The organism is Streptomyces sp. PKA51 (assembly GCF_057552455.1).
Genome location: NZ_BAAJPZ010000009.1, coordinates 1 through 21,095, shown reverse-complemented (window position 1 = coordinate 21,095; position 21,095 = coordinate 1). Strand labels below are relative to the sequence as shown.

At 72.6% G+C, this 21,095-nt stretch carries 18 protein-coding genes, 1 tRNA gene and 1 pseudogene; 14 read left to right on the top strand and 6 right to left on the bottom strand.

The annotated features are described in order from the left end of the window. Nucleotides 1-65 precede the first annotated feature (65 nt). Genes AC27L3_RS15745 through leuD form a run of 3 tightly spaced genes read left to right on the top strand, consistent with a single transcriptional unit; the run spans nucleotide 66 to nucleotide 2,660 of the window. Nucleotides 66-623, top strand: coding sequence for a cysteine hydrolase family protein (locus tag AC27L3_RS15745; RefSeq protein ID WP_487234641.1), 558 nt, complete (start codon nucleotides 66-68; stop codon nucleotides 621-623). Between the two features lie 29 nt (nucleotides 624-652). After that, nucleotides 653-2,053 carry a 3-isopropylmalate dehydratase large subunit gene (leuC, locus tag AC27L3_RS15740; protein WP_487234640.1) on the top strand — a complete coding sequence of 467 codons (1,401 nt, stop codon included), beginning with the start codon at nucleotides 653-655 and terminating at the stop codon, nucleotides 2,051-2,053. Nucleotides 2,054-2,066: 13 nt separating this feature from the next. Next, the gene (gene leuD, locus AC27L3_RS15735) at nucleotides 2,067-2,660 is read left to right on the top strand and encodes a 3-isopropylmalate dehydratase small subunit (RefSeq protein ID WP_487234639.1); all 594 of its coding nucleotides are present in this window, start codon (nucleotides 2,067-2,069) and stop codon (nucleotides 2,658-2,660) included. Here leuD and AC27L3_RS15730 read toward each other — a convergent pair. Then, a complete protein-coding gene (locus AC27L3_RS15730) occupies nucleotides 2,612-3,550 on the bottom strand; it encodes a LysR family transcriptional regulator (RefSeq protein ID WP_487234638.1) in 939 nt (312 codons plus the stop codon). The two genes, leuD and AC27L3_RS15730, sit on opposite strands and share 49 nt — an antisense overlap. 289 nt (nucleotides 3,551-3,839) lie before the next feature. On the opposite strand from AC27L3_RS15730, the gene AC27L3_RS15725 reads away from it, so the two are divergent. The 3 genes from AC27L3_RS15725 to leuA all read left to right on the top strand — a co-directional run bounded on the left by AC27L3_RS15725 (nucleotide 3,840) and on the right by leuA (nucleotide 7,944). Next, nucleotides 3,840-4,841 carry a TauD/TfdA family dioxygenase gene (locus tag AC27L3_RS15725; RefSeq protein ID WP_487234637.1) on the top strand — a complete coding sequence of 334 codons (1,002 nt, stop codon included), beginning with the start codon at nucleotides 3,840-3,842 and terminating at the stop codon, nucleotides 4,839-4,841. A gap of 66 nt (nucleotides 4,842-4,907) precedes the next feature. Continuing rightward, nucleotides 4,908-6,083 (top strand): pyridoxal phosphate-dependent aminotransferase, encoded by a 1,176-nt coding sequence (locus tag AC27L3_RS15720; RefSeq protein ID WP_487234636.1) that lies wholly within the window; start codon nucleotides 4,908-4,910, stop codon nucleotides 6,081-6,083. 64 nt (nucleotides 6,084-6,147) lie between these two features. Then, nucleotides 6,148-7,944, top strand: a complete 1,797-nt coding sequence (gene leuA / locus AC27L3_RS15715; RefSeq protein WP_487234821.1) for a 2-isopropylmalate synthase — start codon at nucleotides 6,148-6,150, stop codon at nucleotides 7,942-7,944. On the opposite strand, the gene AC27L3_RS15710 is transcribed toward leuA, so the two are convergent. After that, nucleotides 7,922-8,635, bottom strand: a complete 714-nt coding sequence (locus AC27L3_RS15710; RefSeq protein WP_487234635.1) for a helix-turn-helix transcriptional regulator — start codon at nucleotides 8,633-8,635, stop codon at nucleotides 7,922-7,924. The genes leuA and AC27L3_RS15710 overlap by 23 nt on opposite strands. 574 nt (nucleotides 8,636-9,209) lie before the next feature. After that, a tRNA-Arg gene (locus AC27L3_RS15705) sits at nucleotides 9,210-9,282 on the bottom strand. Nucleotides 9,283-9,587: 305 nt separating this feature from the next. On the opposite strand from AC27L3_RS15705, the gene AC27L3_RS15700 reads away from it, so the two are divergent. The 8 genes from AC27L3_RS15700 to AC27L3_RS15665 all read left to right on the top strand — a co-directional run bounded on the left by AC27L3_RS15700 (nucleotide 9,588) and on the right by AC27L3_RS15665 (nucleotide 19,289). Then, nucleotides 9,588-11,228: a dynamin family protein gene (locus AC27L3_RS15700; protein WP_487234820.1), complete on the top strand. Its 1,641-nt coding sequence runs from the start codon at nucleotides 9,588-9,590 to the stop codon at nucleotides 11,226-11,228. A 128-nt stretch (nucleotides 11,229-11,356) separates the two neighbouring features. After that, nucleotides 11,357-13,297, top strand: a complete 1,941-nt coding sequence (locus tag AC27L3_RS15695) for a GTPase (RefSeq protein ID WP_487234819.1) — start codon at nucleotides 11,357-11,359, stop codon at nucleotides 13,295-13,297. A 207-nt stretch (nucleotides 13,298-13,504) separates the two neighbouring features. Continuing rightward, a complete protein-coding gene (locus AC27L3_RS15690; RefSeq protein ID WP_487234634.1) occupies nucleotides 13,505-13,942 on the top strand; it encodes a single-stranded DNA-binding protein in 438 nt (145 codons plus the stop codon). A 246-nt stretch (nucleotides 13,943-14,188) separates the two neighbouring features. Then, nucleotides 14,189-15,604, top strand: a complete 1,416-nt coding sequence (locus tag AC27L3_RS15685) for a Cys-Gln thioester bond-forming surface protein (RefSeq protein WP_487234633.1) — start codon at nucleotides 14,189-14,191, stop codon at nucleotides 15,602-15,604. Nucleotides 15,605-15,744: 140 nt separating this feature from the next. Beyond that, nucleotides 15,745-17,409 carry an energy-dependent translational throttle protein EttA gene (ettA, locus tag AC27L3_RS15680; RefSeq protein ID WP_487234632.1) on the top strand — a complete coding sequence of 555 codons (1,665 nt, stop codon included), beginning with the start codon at nucleotides 15,745-15,747 and terminating at the stop codon, nucleotides 17,407-17,409. Nucleotides 17,410-17,411: 2 nt separating this feature from the next. Next, on the top strand, nucleotides 17,412-17,843 hold the full coding sequence (locus AC27L3_RS15675; protein ID WP_365967662.1) for an acyl-CoA thioesterase: 432 nt from the start codon (nucleotides 17,412-17,414) through the stop codon (nucleotides 17,841-17,843). Then, nucleotides 17,840-18,583 carry a DUF8010 domain-containing protein gene (locus AC27L3_RS15670; RefSeq protein ID WP_487234631.1) on the top strand — a complete coding sequence of 248 codons (744 nt, stop codon included), beginning with the start codon at nucleotides 17,840-17,842 and terminating at the stop codon, nucleotides 18,581-18,583. Before AC27L3_RS15675 ends, AC27L3_RS15670 begins: the two co-directional genes overlap by 4 nt. A gap of 283 nt (nucleotides 18,584-18,866) precedes the next feature. Beyond that, a complete protein-coding gene (locus AC27L3_RS15665; RefSeq protein ID WP_487234630.1) occupies nucleotides 18,867-19,289 on the top strand; it encodes a TipAS antibiotic-recognition domain-containing protein in 423 nt (140 codons plus the stop codon). A 210-nt stretch (nucleotides 19,290-19,499) separates the two neighbouring features. Here the strand turns inward: AC27L3_RS15665 and AC27L3_RS15660 are convergent. The 3 genes and pseudogenes from AC27L3_RS15660 to AC27L3_RS15650 all read right to left on the bottom strand — a co-directional run. Beyond that, nucleotides 19,500-19,577: pseudogene (locus AC27L3_RS15660) on the bottom strand (hypothetical protein); the annotation flags it as partial. Between the two features lie 112 nt (nucleotides 19,578-19,689). Then, complete coding sequence (locus tag AC27L3_RS15655) at nucleotides 19,690-20,094, bottom strand: globin (RefSeq protein ID WP_487234629.1); 405 nt, start codon at nucleotides 20,092-20,094, stop codon at nucleotides 19,690-19,692. Between the two features lie 50 nt (nucleotides 20,095-20,144). Continuing rightward, nucleotides 20,145-21,095, bottom strand: a 951-nt coding sequence (locus AC27L3_RS15650) for an FHA domain-containing protein (protein ID WP_487234628.1), incomplete at its 5' end; no start/stop codon positions are given.

Genomic DNA, 21,095 nt, shown 5'->3' with positions numbered 1-21,095 from the left:
CGCTTCTCGAATCATCGGCTCAGTGACAGCGGAGACGTAGCGTGGGACGCCCCGGACTCTTGATCATGGACCTCATCAACGACGTGGTCCACCCCGACGGAACCTATGCGCGGGAGGGCTACGCCGAGCAGGTGGCCCGCCGCGGGGTGCTGGACAACGCCGCCCGGGCCGCGGACCTGGCGCGCGAGGCCGGCATCCCCGTCGTGCACGTGACGGTCGGGTTCTCCGCCGGCTACCCGGAATGGCCCGCCACCTCCCCGGTGTTCGCCCCCTGCCGCGACGAGGGACGGCTGCAGCTGGGTGCATGGGGCACCCGGCAGCACGAGAAGGTGCGCCCCCGGGAGGGCGAGGTGCTGGTGGCCAAGCACCGGCTCAGCCCCTTCCACGGCACCAGCCTCGACCTGCTGCTGCGTGCCCAGGGCATCGACACCGTGCTGCTCGCCGGCGTTTCCACCGACCTGGTGGTGATGTCCGCGGCCCGTGAGGCCCACGACCGCGACTACCGCGTCGAGGTGCTGGAGGACGCCACCGCCTCCCGTACCGACGAACTGCACGACGCCGCCGTCATGCTGCTGGCGCGCACTGCGACGGTCACCACCGTCGACCAGGCCTTCGGCCGCTGACCCGCAGGATCCGATCCCGAGGAGCGCCCATGGGCTCGACCCTGGCCGAGAAGGTATGGAACGAGCACGTCGTGCGCCGCACCGCGAGCGGCGAGGACCTGCTCTACGTCGACCTGCACCTGTTGCACGAGGTCAACACCCCGCAGGCGTTCGACGGCCTGCGGGCCGCCGGGCGCGGGGTGCGCCGCCCCGGCCTGACCCTGGGTACCGAGGACCACAACATCCCCACGGTCTCCGCGGACAAGCTCATCCAGGACCCGGTGGCCCGGCGGCAGTCGGAGCTGATGCGCAAGAACTGCGCCGACTTCGGCGTCCCGCTGTACCGCATCGGCGACCCCCGCCAGGGCATCGTCCACGTGATCAGCCCGGAGCTGGGCCTGACCCGCCCCGGCATGACCATCGTGTGCTGCGATTCGCACACCACGACGCAGGGGGCCTTCGGCGCCCTGGCCTTCGGCATCGGCACCAGTCAGGTGGAGCACGTGCTGGCCACCCAGACCCTGCCGATGCGCCGGCCCCGCGACATGGCCGTGACCATCGACGGCACGCTGCCCGCCGGGGTCGGCGCGAAGGACCTGGTGCTCGCGCTCATCGCGCGGATCGGCACCGCCGGGGGCCAGGGCCACATCGTGGAGTACCGCGGCACCGCCGTCGAGGCGCTGTCGATGGAAGCCCGGATGACCCTGTGCAACATGACCGTCGAGGCCGGCTCGCGCGCCGGCATGGTCGCCCCCGACGCCACGACCCTGCGCTACCTCGCCGAGCGCCCCGGCATGCCGCAGGGTGAGGCGTGGGAGGAGGCGGTGCGGTACTGGACGTCGCTGCGCAGCGACGCGGACGCCGTTTTCGACAAGGAGGTCGTCATCGACGGCTCCGCCCTGTCGCCGTACGTCTCCTGGGGCACCAACCCCGCCCAGAGCGTGCCGCTGGCCGCGGCCGTGCCCTCGCCCGACGACTTCTCCACCGAACGGGAGCGCGCGGCGGCGCGCCGGGCGCTGGAGTACATGGCGCTCACGCCCGGCACGCCCATGCGGGACGTGGGTGTGGACGTGGTCTTCGTCGGCTCGTGCACCAACGGCCGCATCGAGGACCTGCGGGCCGTGGCCGAGGTCCTCGACGGCCGCACGGTGGCCCGGGGCGTCGAGCTGATGATCGTCCCCGGGTCGGCCGGCGTGCGCCGGCAGGCCGTGGAGGAGGGGCTGGCCGACGTCTTCGCCCGCGCGGGCGCGGACTTCCGGGCGGCCGCCGGCTGCTCGATGTGCGCCGCGCTCAACGAGGACCGGCTGCTGCCCGGTCAGCGTGCCGCCTCCACCAACAACCGCAACTTCGAGGGCCGGCAGGGCGCCGGGTCGCGCACGCACATCGTCTCCCCGGCCGTAGCGGCCGCCACTGCCGTCGCCGGCCGGCTGGCCGCCCCGACCGATCTGTGAGGAGTGCTTTTCGTTGGAGAAGTTCACCGTCCACCGCGGCACGGCGGTGCCGCTGCGGCGCAGTGACGTCGACACCGACCAGATCATCCCGGTGCGTTTCGTCAACCACTCCGAGCGCACCGGGCACGCCGATTCCCTGTTCGCCGACTGGCGCAGGGACCCGGAGTTCGTCCTGAACCGGCCGGCCCACCAGGGGGCCAGTGTGCTGATCGCGGGCACGGATTTCGGTACGGGCTCATCGCGGGAGTACGCGGTCTGGGCGCTGCTGAACTACGGCTTCCGGGCGGTGGTCGCACCGCGCTTCGGCGACATCTTCCACGGCAACGCGCTGATGAACGGCCTGCTGCCGGTCACCGTCGCGGAGGAGGTCGTCGAGCAGTTGTGGGAGCTGGTCACCGACGACCCCACCCGCGAGATCGTCGTCGACCTGGAGAGTCGCACCCTGAGCTGCGGGCCCGTCTGTGTCTCCTTCCCGGTGGAGGAGGGGGCACGACAGCGGTTGCTGAACGGGCTCGACCTCATCGGCGACACCCTGCAGTACGAGGAGGAGATCGCCGCCTACGAGCGCACGCGCAGGCCCGCGCTGTCGGTCACCACGACGTCCTGACGGGCCGTCGCCGGCCGGGCCGCGCCGCCCGCCCAGCGCGCGGCCACCCGGCGGGCGGCGGCCACGAACGAGGTCGCCCGGCCGTCCCCGGCCCGGGCCCCGACCACGACGGACAGCCGGCGGGAGACGGCCGGGGCCAGCGGCAGCTTGCGCAGATTGGGCAGCGCGTCGGGCAGCACCAGCTCGGACAGCACGGCCGCGCCCAGACCCTCGCCGACCATGGCCAGCACGGTGGTGAGGTCCTGGATGTGGTGCGGCACGGTGAACTCCATGCCGGCCTCGCGGAAGACGTGCCGGGCCGCCTCCGGGTCCCAGGACGGGATGATCAGCGGCACCCGGGCGAGCTGCTCGCAGCCGACGGCACCGGCACCGGCCAGCGGATGGTCCTCGGCCACCACGGCGCACATCGCCTCACGGACCAAGGGAGCCGCCGTCAACTCGGGCGGGGCGCTGTGGACGATGCCGACGTCCACGCCGCCCTCGCGCAGCCAGCGGGTGATCTGCCGGTCGCTGCCCTCCCGGACGGCGACCTGCAGGCCCGGACGGTGGACGGCGAGGTCGGCCATCAGCCGGGGCAGCAGTCGGGAGGCGAAGCCGGGTCCCGTGCCCACGTGCAGCTTGCCGTCCGTGGCCTGCGGCCCGCGGGCCCGGCTGACCACGAGGTCGGCGTGGTGCACCACGGCCTGGGCGTGGCGGATCACCCGCTGCCCCTCCGTGGTCAGCACCGTGCCGGCGCGCCCACGGTCCATCAGCGTGACCCCGAGCTCCCGTTCCAGCGCGGAGACCGCATGGCTGACGGCGGACTGACTGATGCCCAGCCGCTGCGCGGCGCGGGTGAAGCTCGCCGTCTCGGCAACGGCGACGAACGCGGCACACTGCGTCAGTTTCACGGCACCCTCTCGATAGGAAGCGTCATGCACGGCATTCATGCAGGGGACTCATGCACGTCCTTCATGCATGCCGAGGACGGTAATCGAAGAATGCTGCCCTCCGCTTTCGCCTCATCACAAAGAAGGGGCGCGGTGGATACTCCTTCCACCTTTGCGGGCGGCCGCTCCACCTTTGAATGATCTCCATTGACGATCACTCGCGGACGCTCCAAGAATGCGTTCCGCAATTCTCACTCCGCACGGCGACCAGCCCTGAAAGTGCGGCTGACACGAATCAGGAAAGCGAGCGATGCAACCCATTTACTCCCTGAGTCAGGCGGAGCGCGACGAGCTGTACAACCTGCTCGACGGGATCGGCAAGCACCCTTACCAGGACTACCCTGCCTTCTCCCGTGCCGTGGCGGATGTGATCGACCAGGGCCGCGTGCCGGCCTTCTTCACCGAGGTCTGCTCCCGCATACGCCAGGAGCGGCTCGACGGCACATCCCAGGCTCACGTCCTGCGCAACGTTCCCCTCGACGCGGAGATCCCGCTGCTCGACAACGACGACCCGGTCAGCGACAAGCACGCCAAGAAGACGATCTTCGTCGGCGAGGCCCTGCTGGAGCTGTTCAACCAGCTCATGGGCACGCCGCTGCTCGCCTACGCGCGCAACCGCGGTGACTTCTTCACCGACGTCGTCGCCTACAACCGCTTCGACGGCCTGTTCACGGGCTACAGCGACAGCGAGCTGTACTTCCACAACGACCGCACCGCGCACCCGGTGCGTGCCGACTACATCTCGCTGCTGGGCATGCGGTGCCCGGACGACGTGATCTACACCGGCTACGTGGACGGCACCGCCCTGCTCGAGCACCTCGACGACGAGCAGCAGGCCACGCTGCGCGAGTCGTACTTCGTCACGCCGTTCGACGTCTTCTCCCGCGAGCACAACAACGAGCTCACCGAGTCGGAGAAGCACCCGGTCCTCTACGGCCACCACAGCTTCCGGTACATGGACACCACGACGACCGTCGCTCCGGACGCCCCCGTGGCGGCCCGCGACGCGATCATCGCGCTGAAGGACGCTCTGGCCAAGGCCCACAAGCAGCGCCACCGCATCCTCACCGGTGACCTGTTCGTGCTGGCCAACCAGGACGGCATGCACAGCCGCGAGAAGATCGAGATCCTGGACCCGGTCCGGGCGAAGAGCCGGTGGCTGCTGAAGACCTACGCCTTCCGGGACGACGCGGCGGCCGACGTGCACGCCGACGCATGGCTGAACGGGACCCGCGGCCTCGTCGCCGACTGAGCAACCGTCACCAGCCGCCCGCCCGCGCCCGCGGGCGGGCGGCTCCCCAAAAGGAAGAGCTCATCCATGTCGTCCCGCGTCGCCTCCCGCTTCTCCCTGATCGAGAAGTCACCGACCTATGCGATCCTCGACCTGGCGGCCGAGCTGCGTGCCCAGGGCGAGTCCGTCATCGACCTGGGCGGTGGAGAACCGGACTTCGCCACTCCCGATCACATCACCACCGAGGCCCACGATGCCCTCGGCACCGGATTCACCCATTACACGCCCAGCCGCGGACTGCCCGCCCTGCTGGAGGCGATCGGCGACAAGCTGGCGAAGGACAACGGCCTGCACGTCGACCCGGCCCGGCAGCTGATCGTCACCCCGTCGGCCAAGCACGCCCTGTTCATCTCCGTCATGACCCTGCTCGGCCCCGGCGACGAACTGCTGGTGCCCACCCCGAGCTGGGTCAGCTACTCCGCGATGGCCCATCTCGCCGGTGCCCGGCCGGTGTTCGCCCCGCTGGCGGCGGCCGACGGCTTCCGCATCACCCGTGCGGCCCTTGAGGCGCACATCACGCCGAGCACGCGGGCCATCCTGATCAACAACCCCAACAATCCGACCGGCAACGTCCTGACCCCGGCCGAGGCGCAGACGATCGCCGACTGCGCTGTCGACCACGACCTGTTCGTGATCGCCGACGAGATCTACGAGAAGGTCCGCTTCCGTGGCGAGCACATCAGCCTCGCCACCCTGCCGGGGATGGCCGAGCGCACCGTGACGGTCAACGGCTTCTCCAAGGGCTATGCGATGACCGGCTGGCGGCTGGGGTACGTTGCGGCGCCCGAGGACGTCTCCGCCGAGATGCTCAAGGTGCAGCAGCACACCGTCGGATGCGCCGGATCGTTCGTCCAGCGCGGCGGCCTCGCGGCCCTGACCGGCCCGCAGCACGACATCGAGCGGATGACCGCCGCCTACGCCGAGCGCCGCGACCTGCTGGTGGACGGCCTGAACCAGGTGCCCGGCCTCGTCTGCGCACGACCGGACGCCGCCTTGTACGTCCTGTGCGACGTCACGGGCACCGGCTTCGCGGACGCGGCCTCGTTCACCGCCTGGCTGCTGCGTGAGGCGAAGGTCGCCGTCACTCCCGGCCCCGCGTTCGGCCCCGGCGGCGAGGGCCTGGTGCGGCTGTCCTTCGCCTCGGCACCGCAGGTGCTGCGGGAGGCCGTGGACCGCATCAGTGCCGTGACGGCCCGGCTGTGACCCTTCCCCTTCCGATCGGACCCTTTCTCTGGGAGGACCCGAAGTGACTGCTCCCCCCTCATCCTTGTCGCCCCTGCACGGCCGTCCCACACCGGTCACCGCCGCGACCGTCCGCCAGCGCCCTTCCGGGATGCCGGCCCACCGCTACCGTCCGTACGAGGCGATCGACCTGCCCGACCGCACCTGGCCGGAGCAGCGGATCACGCAGGCGCCGCGCTGGTTCTCCACCGACTTGCGGGACGGCAACCAGTCGCTGATCGACCCCATGTCGCCCGCCCGCAAGCGGGAGATGTTCGACCTGCTGGTGCGCATGGGCTACAAGGAGATCGAGGTCGGCTTCCCCGCGTCGGGGCAGACCGACTTCGACTTCGTGCGCCAGATCATCGAGGAGGACGCGATCCCGGAGGACGTGACGATCACCGTCCTCACCCAGGCCCGTGAAGAGATCATCGAACGGACCCTGGAGTCCCTCGTCGGTGCGCCGCGCGCCACCGTGCACCTGTACAACGCGACGGCTCCCCTCTTCCGCGACGTGGTCTTCCGCGCCGGGAAGGAGGAGATCAAGCGGATCGCGGTGGACGGCACCCGCCTGGTGATGGCCTACGCCGAGAAGCTGCTGGGCGACGAGACCGTCTTCGGCTACCAGTACAGCCCGGAGATGTTCACCGAGACCGAGCCGGACTTCGCCCTGGAGGTGTGCGGGGCGGTGATGGACCTCTGGCAGCCCGAGGAGGGCCGCGAGATCGTCTACGCCCTGCCGGCCACGGTCGAGCGCTCCACCCCTTCGACGTACGCGGACCGCATCGAGTGGATGTCGCGTCACCTGCCGCGGCGCCCGTACGTGTGCCTGTCCGCCCACCCGCACAACGACCGCGGCACCGCCGTCGCCGCCGCGGAACTGGCCGTGATGGCCGGCGTGAACCGGATCGAGGGCTGTCTGTTCGGCCAAGGGGAGCGCACCGGAAACGTCGACCTGGTCACCCTGGGCATGAACCTCTTCTCCCAGGGCGTCGACCCGCAGATCGACTTCTCCCGGATCGACGAGGTGCGCCGCACCGTGGAGCGCCTGACCCGGATGGAGGTCCACGCCCGGCACCCCTACGTCGGCGACCTGGTCTACACCGCCTTCTCCGGCTCTCACCAGGACGCGATCAAGAAGGGCTTCGAGGCCCTGGAGGCCCGGGCCGCGCAACAGGGCACGCCCGTCGCCGAGACCGAGTGGGGCGTGCCGTACCTGCCGATCGACCCCCGGGACGTCGGCCGCTCCTACGAGGCCGTCATCCGCGTCAACTCCCAGTCGGGCAAGGGCGGCGTGGCCTACGTCCTGCGCAACGACCATCACCTCGACGTGCCGCGCCGGATGCAGATCGAGTTCTCCCGCGCCGTGCAGCAGTACACGGACACCCGCGGCGGCGAGGCCACGCCGGAGGACATCTGGTTGCTGTTCTCCGACACCTACCTCGAGCGCTACGACGACCCCTGGGGTCGGGTGGCGGTGCTCGGGCACCGCACCGACACGGCCGACGACGGCACGTGCCGGCTCACGGTCGAGGCGCGCCTCGACGGCGAGCCGGCGGAGCTGACCGGCACCGGGGCCGGGCCCGCGGAGGCGGCCGCCGGCTCCCTGGCGCCCCTCGCCTCGGTGACGGTGCTGCAGACGACGAGCCACCCGGTCGACGACGGTTTGCGCCCGGCCACCGTCGTCTACGCCGAGTGCCTGGTGGACGGCGAGGTGCTGTGGGGAGCCGGCATCGACGCCCACCCCACCCAGGCGTGCGTCAAGGCAGTGGTCTCGGCGGCGAACCGGCGGCTCGGCCGGCGCTCCGCGCAGAGCGCGGTCACGGCTCCGGCCAGTCGCTGAGGCCGCGGTGGGAGGCCGTCTGCTGGAACAGCAGGACGGCCTCCACCCGGTTGCGGACCTTCAGCTTCCCGAGGATGTGGGACACGTGGCTCTTGACGGTCGCGGAGGTGATATCCAGCTCATCGGCGACCTCGGTGGTGGACATGCCGCCCGCGAGCAGGGACAGGACCTCGAACTCCCGGTCGGACAGGCTGCCGATGTGATGCCCGGGCCCGGCCGCCGCCTTCGGCTTGCCGGCCGGGCCCGGCACGGCGGTGGGAATCAGCCCGGAGCTGAAGAGGGTGTACCCGACGGCCGCCGCACCGACGGCGAAGCCGAGCCGGTCGGGCTTGGCGTCCTTGGCGAGCAGGCCCGCGGCGCCTGCCGCGAGGGCGGCGTCGATGTCCCGGCCGGCCCACCGGGCGCTGAGCAGGAGCACCCGTGCCCCCCTGTCCACCAGGGCCCGCACCTGGCGGCCGACGTCGTCACCGGGACTGACGGACCACAGCACCAGATCCACCCGGTCGAGCTGCCACTCGCGTAACGGCCGTCCGGCGTCGATCGCAAAGATCGACCGCACCTGGCCGCTGCCGCGCAGCGTCGTGCCGATGACATGGCGGGAGAGCGGGTCCCGGTCGGCGATGAGCACCCGAGGGGCGGTCGTGCTCCGTGCGGATGCCGGGGGAACCGGTGCGGCCACGGAGGCGTGCATCACTCTCCGTACGGGAAGGATCCGTCTACCGTCACCGGCGCTCCCCGGCGGCCCCGGGAGACGGGTGGCTGGGGCATGGGACATGCGAACCTCCAAGGCGCGCCTCCTGGCGCTGGGCGGGGCGATTCGTGGGGGATGCAAGCATGTGCCGTCGTGTCTTCCGCGGGACGCGGGCGCGCGAACGCTCGCCGACGTCGTCGGGGCGCCGTCGCAACCTCAAGCGGTCGCGGTGCACACGAGGTGAGAAACAGTCGGACCGTGGGGGGCCCGAGGGTGAAGTGTGGTGGCGAATCCTCCGGGCGGTGTCAACCGGCGTGGTGGTTCGCGGGCTCGTGGCGCGGCGTCATGTGCCGCTCGGTACAAGGACACTGGGGACGGCGGACGCCGTGGCGGAAGCCCGTGCTGCTGCGTCCGTAGTGAGCGTTCGACGTGCTGCGGCCTACCGATGACATGGTCTCTCCCCCCGGCGATCGCCAAGATAATGCATCCCTGTACCAGCTGTCGCCGTGTCGTTACCCACGTCCCTGAACAGCAAGAACGCCCCTCCCGGAAGGGAGGGGCGTGAAGTGCGGAGCGCCCCCGGCAGGACTCGAACCTGCGGCCAAGCGCTTAGAAGGCGCCTGCTCTATCCACTGAGCTACGGGGGCCGGTGTGTGCGGCGGTCGCGGACGGCTGAAGCCCCGGGCTCGGTGGTGCCGTGACCTTGCCGGGGACAAGGATAGGGCTCCGCGTACCTCGTCCCGGTTGCTTCACCTCCGTAGCACGATGTGGAGGTTCGGTGAAGCGGTCCTGATAATCGCAGGCAGGTGCGATTTTCGCATCGTTTTTGACGTCCCGGGAAGCGGGTGTTGTCTACTCGTTATGCCTGGGCCCCGTGCGCCACGCAGTGCGCCCGAGGGCCAATATGTTTCAAAATCACCCCAGAATTGGGCATTCTGCACGTGTGGCGACCTTGGACGTACGGCCCCGACTGCTCGACGCGCTGTCCGCACTGCGTGACCGCGTGGACGCCGCACGCTTCCCGCTCTCCCTTCCCGGCGCCGCCCGGGCCCGCCGGAACCGGGCCGAATTGCTGGCGCAGCTCGACGACTACCTGATCCCGCGCCTGTGCGCGCCCGAGGCGCCGCTGCTGGCCGTGGTGGGCGGGTCCACCGGGGCCGGCAAGTCCACGCTGGTGAACTCGCTGGTGGGGCGGCGGGTCACCGAGGCGGGGGTGCTGCGCCCCACCACGCGTACCCCGGTCCTGGTCTGCCATCCCGACGACCACCACTGGTTCGCCGGCCCCCGGGTGCTGCCCCGACTGCGCCGGGTGTGGGTGCCGGCCCAGGACGGCGCCGCCGGCGCCTGCGCCGCCGAGGGCGTCGACGAGGAGGAGGCGACGGCGGCCGTCCCGGAGCCCGAGGAGGACGAGGACACCCCGCTCGCCCTGCGCATCGAGACCGACCGCTCCCTGCCGCGCGGCCTGGCCCTGCTGGACGCCCCCGACATCGACTCCCTGGTCGCCCGCAACCGCGACCTGGCCGCCGCCCTGATCTGCGCCGCCGACATCTGGGTGCTGGTCACCACCGCCACCCGCTACGCCGACGCGGTCCCCTGGCACCTGCTGCGCACGGCCAAGGAGTACGACGTCACGCTCGTGACCGTGCTGGACCGGGTGCCGCACCAGGTGGCCGTCGAGGTCTCCCGGCAGTACGACGCGCTGCTGGAGAACGCCGGCCTCGGCGACGTGCCGCGCTTCACCATCCCGGAGTTGCCCGAATCCGCCGACGGCAGCGGACTGCTGCCCTCCACCGCGGTCGCCGGGCTGCGCGCCTGGCTCGCCCAGCGCGCCGAGGATCCCGCCGCCAGGGCCGTCGCCACCGCCCGCACCGCCCGCGGCGTGCTGTCCTCGCTGGGCTCCCGGCTGCCCGGGCTCGCCGGGGCCTTCGCCGTGCAGCACGCCGCCGCCGTACGGACCCTGCAGCGCGTGGAGGACGCCTACGGGCGGGCGATCGAACGGGTGCGCGGGGAGATCGAGGCGGGCGAGGCACTGGCCGGGGACGCCCTGACGCACTGGCGCGGCTACCCCGACGACAGCACCCCCGACGAATTGCTCACCGCCCTGACCGGCTCCGTCGTCGCACTGCTGAGCTGCGCCGCGGACGCCGCCGACGAGGAGATCGCCGCGTTCTCCGAGACCGACCCGGCCGCCGTGGACGCCCTCGGCCCCCGCGACCCGGACGGGATGCGCGCCCGGGTGGGCGTGGCCGTGCGCCGGTGGCGGCGCTGCCTGGAGGAGATCGCGGAGGAGGAGGTCCGGGCCGCCGAACGCGACAAGGGGGCCGAGAGCGAACGCACTGCCGCACTGCTGGCCGCGGCGCTGCTGGGCGGCCGGCGGGCCGCCGGTGCGGGCGCGACGCTGGCGTCGGCCTACGGCGCCCAGCGCGCGCTGCGACTGCGCGACCGCGGTGGGCAGTTGCTGGCCGACTGCCTGGAGCAGGTCCTCGACGCCGAGCGCGACCGCCGTACGCGCCCGCTCGAAGCACTGGAGATGACCCCGGACCACCAGGTGGAGCTCATCGCGGCGCTGTCCCTGTTGCAGAAGGAGAGGTGACGGCCGTGTCCACAAGGGACGAGGGCCGGGCCGCGGACCCCGGGGACGACACCGGGGCCGGGGCGGGGTGCGGGAACGACACCGACGCCTCCGCGGAACCGGGGGCGTATGAAGGCGACGCAGAGCGCATGGTCTCCGCCGAGCGCCTCGGTCCCACGGCGCGCCCCGACCGCTACTGGAACGACGGCCTCATCGCCCGCCGCTCCCGCCCCGAGCCCGCCCCGCGCCGGGTCGCGCACGCCGGGCCCCTGCCGGAGCCCGCGCCCCCGGCCGTGCCCCGCATCGCCCCCTCGCCCTCGCCGGTCGGGCTCGCGCTGCGGCCGCGCCTGGACGCCCTGCGCGAACTGGTCGGGCTCTCCCGCGCCCGCCTGGACCGGCGCACGCTCGCCGAGGCGGGGCGCGTGCTGGAGGAGGCCGCCGCCCGGCACCGCCATGCGCTGGACCTGACCGTCGTGGCCATCGCGGGGGCGACGGGCAGCGGGAAGTCCACGCTGTTCAACGCCCTCGCCCGGGCGCAGCTCTCGGAGGCCGGCGTACGCCGCCCCACGACCGCCATGCCCGTCGCGTGCGCGTGGAGCGACCGGGCGGACGGCCTGCTGGAGCGCCTGGGCATCCCCGCCCGCGCCCGCCGGCAGCCGGTGCGGCCGTACGACCCGGCGCTCGGCGGCCTGGTGCTGCTCGACCTGCCCGACCACGATTCGGCGGCGCCCGGCCACCGCGAGCAGGTGGACCGGCTGCTCGGCCTGGTGGACGCGGTGATCTGGGTGGTGGACCCGGAGAAGTACGCGGACGCCGTGCTGCACGAGCGCTATCTGCGGCCGCTGGCGGGCTACGCCGAAGTGACGTTCGTCGTGCTCAACCAGGTGGACCGGCTCGCCGCGGACGCCGCCGACCAGGTGCTGGACGACCTGCGGCGGCTGCTGGACGAGGACGGCATCGCCCTCGGCGAGCACGGCGAGCCCGGGGCCGCGGTGCTGGCCCTGTCCGCGCTGACCGGGGCGGGCGTGGGCGAACTGCGCGACGCCCTGGGCGGCTTCGTGGCCCGCCGGAACGCGGCGGAGCTGCGGCTGACGGCCGACGTCGACGGCGTCTCGGCCCGGCTGCGGCCCGCCTACGTCACCGACGTGCGGCCGGGGCTGACCGAGCGGGCGCGGCAGGAGTTCGAGGACCGGCTGGCGGAGGCGGTCGGCGCCCAGGCGGCCGGGCTCGCCGCGGAACGGGCGTGGCGCCGGGACGCCGAGCGGGCCTGCGGTACGGCATGGACGCGACTGCGCTACTGCTACGAGTGGTGCAAGAAATTCGCCGGATTCGCGCCGCGCACCGCGCGGGGCGGCGACGGCGACGGTGACGAGTGCGTCGGCGGTGACACCAGGGGCCCGAGCGGCATCGGTACGGGGCCGGCCCCCCGCCGCACGGCCTCCCGGCCGCTGGTCGAGCAGGCCGTACGGGCCCTGGCGTACGAGGCGTCCGCCGGGCTGCCGGACCCCTGGGCCCAGGCGGTGCGCGAGGCGGCCGCCCGGGGCGCGGAAGGGCTGGCCGAGGCCCTGGACGAGGTGGCCGCCACGGCGTCGGCGGCCGAGGTGCCGGGCGCGCGGCGGCCCGTCGGCGCGGGCGGCGCCGAGCCGCCCACGGGCGTGGGACGCGCCGACGGCGGCCGCACGGGCGTGTGGCCGACGAGCGGCGGCGGCCGGCGCGGCGGCGCCCGCTCCCAGACCGTACGGCCCCGCTGGTGGGCGGCGGTCGCGGCCGGCCAGGGCATGCTGTCGCTGGTGCAACTGCTGGGACTGGCCTGGATGGTGGGGGACGTGACCGGCGACTTCGCGGGCGGCCCCTGGTGGGCGCCGGCGGCCCTCATGGCCGGCGGCGGCCTGGCCGGCCCGGTGCTGGCCTGGTGCGGGCGGCTCGCGGCCCGGGGGCCGGCGCGGGGGTACGGGCTGGAGACCGAGCACCGGCTGCGCAGCGCCGCCGCGTGCTGCGGCCGGGCCCGCGTCCTGGAGCCGGTGGCGGCGGAGCTGCTGCGGTACCGGGAGGTACGGGCCCAGTACGTGATCGCCGCGGGCGAGGCGTGACCTCGGGGGCCTCGGAGGTGTCCCCAGGGGCCTCGGAGGTGACCTCAGGGGCCTCGGAGGTGACCTCAGGGGTGGCCTCAAGGGTGACGGAGTTTTCCCCATGCCGCTGCTTGTCCACAGCCCTCTGCGGGGATCGCGGGACCCGGGCACGATGAAGTCCGGGCCGGTCGTGGCGACCGGTTCCGGCGACGGGGGAGGAGCCTTCCGATGAACGAGACGCTCGTGACGGTCGTGGGGAACGTGGCGACGCAGCCCGACTTCAGGGAGGCGGCCAACGGCGCGGCCCTCTCGCGCTTCCGGCTCGCGGCGACAGTGCGCCGCTGGGACCGGCAGCGCGAGGAGTGGGCCGACGCGTACACCAGCTTCTACACCGTGTGGGCCTGGCGCACCCTGGCGGCGAACGTGGTCGGGTCGTTGTCGGTGGGGGAACCGGTCATCGTGCAGGGCAGGTTGCGCATCCAGGAGCAGGAGCGCGAGGACAGGCGGTGGCTGTCGGCGGACATCGACGCGGTCTCCATCGGCCACGATCTGACGCGCGGCACCTCCGCCTTCCGCAGGGTTGCGCCGGCCCGGCTGCCACTGCCGGTCGAGCCGGTCCGCGTGGCGGCCGCCGTCGGCGCCGGGGAGCCGGGACCGGGGTCCTGACGGGCCCTCGCGGAGCAAGCGGTTCCGGTGATTTATCGATAATCGCCGCCATCAAACGTTGATGTGATAACGATTCCGATTCGGATCGGCCGTCCGAAGAGATGTGCGGCCCGGAGCCCTGCAACTGATCTTTAAGATCCCCTGCATGGCAACGGGGGCACCTGCGTTCCGAGTTGTCCGACGGGGCGCTCGTGCGACGGCCGGGGCCGGTCCGTGCGCGGTCCGCGCCCGCGCGAAAGGAAATCCATGAACTCTGTGAAGGGGCGGGGGATCGTCCGCCGCGCCCTGGTGCTGCTGGTGGCGTGCGGTCTGACGCTCGCCGGCACGGCGGCCTCCGGTGCCGCGGCCACCGAGGAGGGCACGCAGCAGGGCGGCGTGAGCGCCACCCTGGGCCGCATCACCGCCGGCGGCGGCGCCGTGGTGCACGACCGGCGCAGGACCGGCCCCGTCATGGCCGGCCTGTTCGAGATGAAGGTCGACGGCGGCGGCACCCTGCAGACCTACTGCGTCGACATCCTCACCAACACCGTCGACGGCGCCAAGTACAAGGAGACGGGCTGGGGCGAGTCCTCGCTGCACGACAACCCCAACGCCGGGCGGATCCGCTGGATCCTGCAGCACTCCTATCCGCAGGTCAACGATCTTGCCGCGCTCGCCAAGGACTCCGGCGCCGGCACCCTCGACGCCAACAGCGCCGCCGCCGGCACCCAGGTCGCCGTCTGGCGCTACTCCGACTCCGTCAAGGTCGACGCCGTCAGCCCCGAGGCCCAGAAGCTCGCCGACTATCTCTACGGACACGCCGAGGACACCCCCGAGCCGCAGGCGTCCTTGACCCTGACCCCGGCGGCCGTCTCCGGCCGGGCCGGCGGGCGCATAGGCCCCGTCACCGTCCGCACCGACGCGAGCAGCGTCACCGTCACGCCCTCCGCCGCCGCGGTCGCGAAGAACGTCCGGCTCGTCGACAAGGCGGGCAAGCCCGTCACCACCACCGGCAACGGCGGCGAGGTCTACTTCGACGTCCCCGCCGGCACCCCCGACGGCTCCGCCGCGCTGAAGGCCACGGCCGCCACCAAGGTCCCCGTGGGCCGCGCCTTCATCGGCGACCACACCCGGACCCAGACCATGATCCTCGCCGGGTCCAGCGAGAGCACCGTGTCGGCGGCGGCCGGGGCCACCTGGGCCGCCAAGGGCGCGATACCCGCGGTGACCGCCCGGAAGGACTGCGCGGCGGGTGGAGTGCAGGTCGCCGTGGAGAACAAGGGCGACCGCCCGTTCGCCCACGAGCTGCAGGGCCGTGCGCACACCGTCGCCCCCGGCCGCACCGAGACGACGCTGGTCCGGGTCGGCGAGGACCAGGCGTACCGGCTCCAGGTCACCGGCCCCGGCGGCTTCGCCAGAACCTTCTCCGGCATCCTCGACTGCCGCACCGCCGAAACCGGCGCCGCCGAAGGCCCCGGCACCGCCAGGCCCTCCGCCGCGGCGAGCCCCGTCGTCATGCACAAGGCCGGCGCCGGTGGCGGCCCCGCGGCCGGCGGCGACCTCGCCGGGACCGGGGGCAGCGGCGCCACGCCCGAGGTGGCCGGCGTGGCCATCGCCTTGATCGTCGTGGGCGGCGCCGCCGTCTTCCTCCTGCGCCGCACGGAGGCGGCCGGCGACCAGTGACGCGGGGTGCCCGGTGACGCGGCGGCCCGCCGGGCACAACGCGTTTCCGCCGAGGGGTACCGGTACGGCAAGATGGGGTGTATCTGCCCTCACGCGGCGGAGCCGCACATTGGCCCTTCTCGATTGCCGGACGGTTTCTCTTGGCTGAGTACATCTACACCATGCGCAAGACGCGCAAGGCGCACGGCGACAAGGTCATCCTCGATGACGTGACGCTGAGCTTCCTGCCCGGTGCGAAGATCGGTGTGGTCGGCCCCAACGGTGCCGGTAAGTCCACCGTCCTCAAGATCATGGCCGGGCTGGAGCAGCCGTCGAACGGCGACGCGTTCCTCTCGCCCGGGTACAGCGTCGGCATCCTCATGCAGGAGCCGAAGCTCGACGAGTCCAAGACGGTGCTGGAGAACGTCCAGGACGGCGTCGCGGAGATCAAGGGCAAGCTCGACCGGTTCAACGAGATCGCCGAGCTGATGGCCACCGACTACTCCGACGCGCTGCTGGAGGAGATGGGCAAGCTCCAGGAGGAGCTCGACCACGCCAACGCCTGGGACCTCGACGCCCAGCTCGAGCAGGCCATGGACGCCCTCGGCTGCCCGCCCGCCGACTGGCAGGTCACCAACCTCTCCGGTGGTGAGAAGCGCCGCGTGGCCCTGTGCAAGCTGCTGCTGGAGGCCCCCGACCTGCTGCTGCTCGACGAGCCCACCAACCACCTCGACGCCGAGTCGGTGAACTGGCTGGAGCAGCACCTGGCCAAGTACGCCGGCACCGTCGTGGCGATCACCCACGACCGGTACTTCCTCGACAACGTCGCCGAGTGGATCCTGGAGCTCGACCGCGGCCGCGCCCACCCCTACGAGGGCAACTACTCCACCTACCTGGAGAACAAGGCCGCGCGCCTGAAGGTCGAGGGCCAGAAGGACGCCAAGCGCCAGAAGCGCCTGAAGGAAGAGCTGGAGTGGGTCCGCTCCAACGCCAAGGGCCGTCAGGCCAAGTCCAAGGCGCGCCTCGCCCGCTACGAGGAGATGGCCGCCGAGGCCGACAAGATGCGGAAGCTGGACTTCGAGGAGATCCAGATCCCGCCGGGCCCGCGCCTGGGCAACGTCGTCGTCGAGGTCAACAACCTCTCCAAGGCCTTCGGTGACAAGGTCCTCATCGACGACCTGTCCTTCACCCTGCCGCGCAACGGCATCGTCGGCGTCATCGGCCCCAACGGCGCCGGCAAGACCACCCTGTTCAAGATGATCCAGGGCCTGGAGAAGCCGGACTCCGGCGACATCAAGGTCGGCGAGACGGTCAAGATCTCCTACGTCGACCAGAACCGCTCCAACATCGACCCCAAGAAGACGCTGTGGGCCGTCGTCTCCGACGAGCTGGACTACATCAACGTCGGCCAGGTCGAGATGCCCTCGCGCGCCTACGTCTCCGCGTTCGGCTTCAAGGGCCCGGACCAGCAGAAGCCGGCCGGCGTCCTCTCCGGCGGCGAGCGCAACCGCCTGAACCTGGCGCTCACCCTCAAGCAGGGCGGCAACCTGCTGCTCCTCGACGAGCCGACCAACGACCTCGACGTCGAGACGCTCTCCTCGCTGGAGAACGCCCTGCTCGACTTCCCCGGCTGCGCCGTGGTCGTCTCCCACGACCGCTGGTTCCTCGACCGGGTCGCCACGCACATCCTGGCGTACGAGGGCAACTCCAAGTGGTTCTGGTTCGAGGGCAACTTCGAGTCGTACGAGAAGAACAAGATCGAGCGTCTCGGCCCGGACGCGGCCCGTCCGCACCGCGCCACCTACAAGAAGCTCACCCGGGGCTGACCGTGGCGCGCTACCGCTACTCCTGCCCCCTGCGCTGGTCTGACATGGACGCCTACGGCCATGTCAACAACGCGGTCTTCCTGCGTTACCTCGAAGAGGCCCGGATCGACTTCATCCACGCGGTGAAGCAGGGCGCGACGCAGGGCAACTTCGCGGACGGGTCCGTCGTGGCCCGCCACGAGATCGACTACCTGCGTCCGCTGGTCCACCGGCCCGAGCCGGTGACCGTCGAGCTGTGGGTGGCGAAGATCGGCGCGGCGTCCATGACGGTCTCCTACGAGATCAAGGACGCCGAGCAGACCTACGTCCGCGCCTCGACCGTGGTCGTGCCGTTCGACCTCGCCGCGGGCCGCCCGCGCCGGGTCACCCCGGAGGAGCGCGAGCTGCTCCTGGCGTACGAGGACGACGCCGCGGAGGAGGCCGTCGCCGCATGACGCAGCGGCTGCGCTTCGCCGATGCCGGGGAGGCGGCCGACCTGGCCGCCTTCCTGGCCCGGCTGATCCACTTCGACCGGGCCGCGGCCGTCCGGCTGCAGGCCGGCGGCGGGGTCCTCGCGGTCTTCGGCCGGCCGCCGTCCTTCGAGGTGCTGGCCGTGCGCACCGCCCGGCTGGCCGACCCGGTCGAGCTGGACGTCACCGTCTCGGCGGGGCAGCTCCTGGACGCCCTGGACGAGCCGCACGAAGGGGAGCCGGCCCGGCACGGCGCCGCGGCCGGCATCGTCGTCCCGCCCCCGGTCACCGGCCCGCCGTGGGCCGGGGTGCTGCCGCCGCGCGGCGGCTGGCAGCGCGTCGAGGGGCTGCCCGGCGAGCAGGCGGTGCGTGCGGCCGTGGCCGCGGCGGTCGCGGAGTTCCGCGCCCGCGACGAGGCGCTGCCCGAGCAGCACCGCACCCGGGCCGAGCGCGACCGCATCGGCCGGGAGATCTGGTCCCGCACCCTGGGGGAGACGGGGCTGCCGCTGCGGGCGGTGCACGCCGCCCAGGCGCTGGGCTTCCTGCGCCCGGCCCGGGCCCAGGCGCCCGCGGGCGCCCGCAACGGCACGGCCACGGCGCTGGCCCCGGAGCCGCTGGCGCTGTTCGCCGCGCGGGGCTGGCTGCGGCTGCGCACGCCGCACGGCTCGGTGGCCGTGAGCACCGGCGGCGGCCTGCGGGACCTGTCGGTCACCCCCCGGCACTAGGCCCTGCGCGCCAGCCGAGCTCGTCCTGCCGCGCAAGGTCACCGCGGGAATCCGGGCCGCGCGGTCGAGCGGCCGGACGCCCCGCTCCGACGGATCGCCGTTCGAGCTGCGCCATTCCGCCGCCGGCTGACCGGGACGGAGCGCCGGAGGGGCCGAGAAATGGTTTGCCGACCCGGTGGCTGTGTGTCACCGTTCGGCCTGGACGGGCAGTTGATCATCGGCGGCCGGTCGACGTCGACATGTCGGCGGCCTCTCGGGGATCCACCGGAGAGGTGACGAAACGATGGGAACCGGTGCCGTGGGGAACAATTACGAGGACGAGTGTCGCCGGGCGTTGGCCGAGGAGCAGGCGAAGAGCCTTGCCGGGACCAACAACTGGGAACATGTGGACAGGGAGCGGGTCCACCAGGACTGGGACGTCCTGTACCGGGAGATCACGGCTTTCCTGGACGGCGGCTCCCTGCCGGGGGACCAGAAGATCCAGGAGCTCGTCCGCAGGCACTTCGACATCGCCTGCCGGTTCTACACCCCCTCCAGGGAGGCTTACGTCGGCATGTCGCTCTTCTACGCCGAGGACGAGGCCATGAGGGCGTTCCACAATTCCTACCACCCCGGGATGGTGGATTTCCTGGGCGCCGCGATCAAGATGTTCGCCGAGCAGGGGAGCGGGTTCGCCCCCAGCGCAGGGGCCGAGGCTTCGGCGTAGTCGGGCGGCACGCGCCAGGACGTGCATGGACGGGGTAGGCCACAGGGCTGCCGCAGCCCCTGGGGGGAGAAGGCAGAGACCGGGGTCCCGGGCTGGTGCCGAGACGCCATCGCGTGTGAGGACGACTTCTGTGGAGTCGACGCTCAGGTCCCATGTGATCGCACCTTCCGCGTCGGCCAGGGACTGGAGACGGGTGAGGATCCGGTGCCAGGTGCCATTCCGCTGCCATCGGCGGAACAGGTCGTAGATCCGGGCCCATGGTCCGTACTCGACGGGCACGTCCCGCCACGGAACACCGGTTCACGGCCTGGCGCCTGCCCGGCGGGTGCGGTGCGCCCCGTCAGGGGCGCGGGGAACTGCGTGACTAGCCACGACGCACCCGCAGACGGGGCGCCGTGGGTCAGTCGGCTGTGTTGATCATGGTGGCGGCCGCGTACGTCAGGTAGTTCCACAGCTGTCCTTCGAGCCCGGGCTCCAGCCCGAGCTCGTCGACGGCGTCGCGCATGTGCCGCAGCCACGCGTCGTGGGCGGCGCGGTCCACGGTGAACGGTGCGTGGCGCATCCGCAGCCGGGGGTGACCGCGGTTCTCGCTGTAGGTGCGCGGACCGCCCCAGTACTGCATCAGGAACAGGGCCAGGCGTTCCTCGGCCGGGCCGAGGTCCTCCTCGGGGTACATCGGCCGCAGCAGCGGGTCCTCGGCCACACCCTGGTAGAAGCGGTGGGCCAGGCGCCGGAAGGTCTGCTCCCCGCCGACCTGCTCGTAAAAGGTCTGCTCCTGAAGCGTGCCGCGCGGAATCTCCATCACCCCTCCATGGTCTCAGACCACCGGACCGAGGACCTCCGCCTTAAGACTCCTCAGCCCCGCCGCACCGTGATCGTCGTCCAGGCGCCCACGTGCACCCGGTCGCCCTCGCGCAGCGGCACCGGCACGTACGGCTGGATGGGATCCTCCGAACCGTTGATCGTCGTGCCGTTGGTGGAGTCCTGGTCGACCACGGCCCAGCTGCCGTCCGGCTGCTGCACCAGCATGGCGTGCTGGTGGGAGACGCCCGGGTCCTCCGGCGGGCGGGAGAGGTCGATGTCGGGGGACTCGCCGGTGCTGTGCCGCCGGCGGCCGATGGTGACCTGCCCGCCGTCCAGCGGGAAGCGCAGTTCGGGGGAGTAGGCAGGCAGGTTCAGCCCGGCCGCTTCCGGGCCGCTGCGGTTCATCATCGACAGGAAGTACTCGCGGTCCGGGGCGACGACGGCCACCCAGCCGGCGGGCGGCTCGGGCGCGCCCTCCGGCGGCGAGAGCACCCAGTCGTCCTCGTAGCCGGGGGAGTCGTAGCCGGGAGCGTTGTGGCCGGGGGCGGTGCGGCCCGGGGTGGCGTGCTGCCGGGAGCCGTACCCCTGCGCGTCGTAGCCCTGTGCCTCGTAGTCCTGCCCGTCGTAGCCCGGGGCGGCCGTCCCGTAGCCCTGGCCGGGGCCCTGCGGGGTCAGCGGCTCGGCCGGACGGTTGACCCGGGAGGGCCGGGAGCCCTGGTAGTCGAAGCCCTGCGGCGGCTGGGGGTGGGCCGGCGGCGGGGGCGGCGGCGCGGACTGCAGCCCGTGGCCGGGCGGGGGCGGCGGCGAGGCGTACGGGTTGGCCGAGCGGGTGACGAAGTTGTAGCGGCACTCCTCGCAGAACGGCGCCTGCGCCTCGCGCGGTGTGCGGCACTGCGGGCACAGCTCGGCCTGGACGGTGGCGTCGCCGGCGGGCCCCGGGTAGCCGTAGCCGCCCGTGGCGCCGGGGGCGGGCGGGCCGGGCGGGACCGGGGGGGGCGGGGG